Source organism: Dietzia sp. HMSC21D01, from assembly GCF_001815995.1.
GTDB classification, from domain to species: Bacteria; Actinomycetota; Actinomycetes; order Mycobacteriales; family Mycobacteriaceae; genus Dietzia; species Dietzia cinnamea.
Genome location: NZ_KV824046.1, coordinates 1 through 738 on the forward strand (window position 1 = coordinate 1; position 738 = coordinate 738).

Sequence of the window (738 nt, forward strand, 5' to 3'; positions counted from 1 at the left end):
CGCAAGATGTAGTGCTTGAGGTTCCGGAAGCCGAGGGCGATTCCGCGGAGGTGCTCGAGGCGTCCGTTGATGGCCTCGACCGGCCCGTTGGAAGCGCCCACGTCGAAGTAGGCCAGGATCTCTCGGTGCCGCTTCCACAGGGACCGGCCGAGCTGCGCCAACTCGGTGAGGTGCTTCGGCACGCCAGTCCGGATGGACTTGAGGAGCTTGTACATCGCGATCTTTCCGTCCCTTCGCCGCGGCTGCTCGTAGGCGTTGATCAGCCCCTGGTAGACGCGGTAGGTGACCTCCACCGCGACGTGGGCGTCGTGGGCGACGAACGCCTTGAACAGGCGAGCTTTCTGCTTGTCGGTGAGCAGCTCAGCGCGGGTGCGCAGGATGCGGCGGATCCCGTACAGGGGGTCGCCGGTGCGGCCCCGATGTCCGGTGGTGGTCTGCTGTATTCGTTGTCGGCACAAGGTGAGCTTGTCGGCGGCCAGATGGACGACGTGGAACGGGTCCATCACCGTCCGTGCCTCGGGGACGGCTTTGGCGGCGGCGGTGTGGTATCCGGCGAACCCGTCCATCGTCACCACCTTGACGCGGTCTCGAAACATTTGGTCACGGGCATCGAGCCACTCGGTGAGCACCTTCGCTGAACGGCCCGGGACCATGTCCAGCAGCCGAGACGGGCCGGCGCCGTCCACGACCGGTGTGAGGTCGACCAGCACGGTGACGAACGAAGAGGAACCGTCGCCG

Annotated in this window: 1 protein-coding gene; it reads right to left on the reverse strand. The window is 66.3% G+C overall.

The window, feature by feature from the left end; genetic code table 11:
• Window positions 1-738, reverse strand: a 738-nt coding sequence (locus HMPREF3086_RS14085; RefSeq protein WP_141764100.1) for an ISL3 family transposase, incomplete at both ends; no start/stop codon positions are given.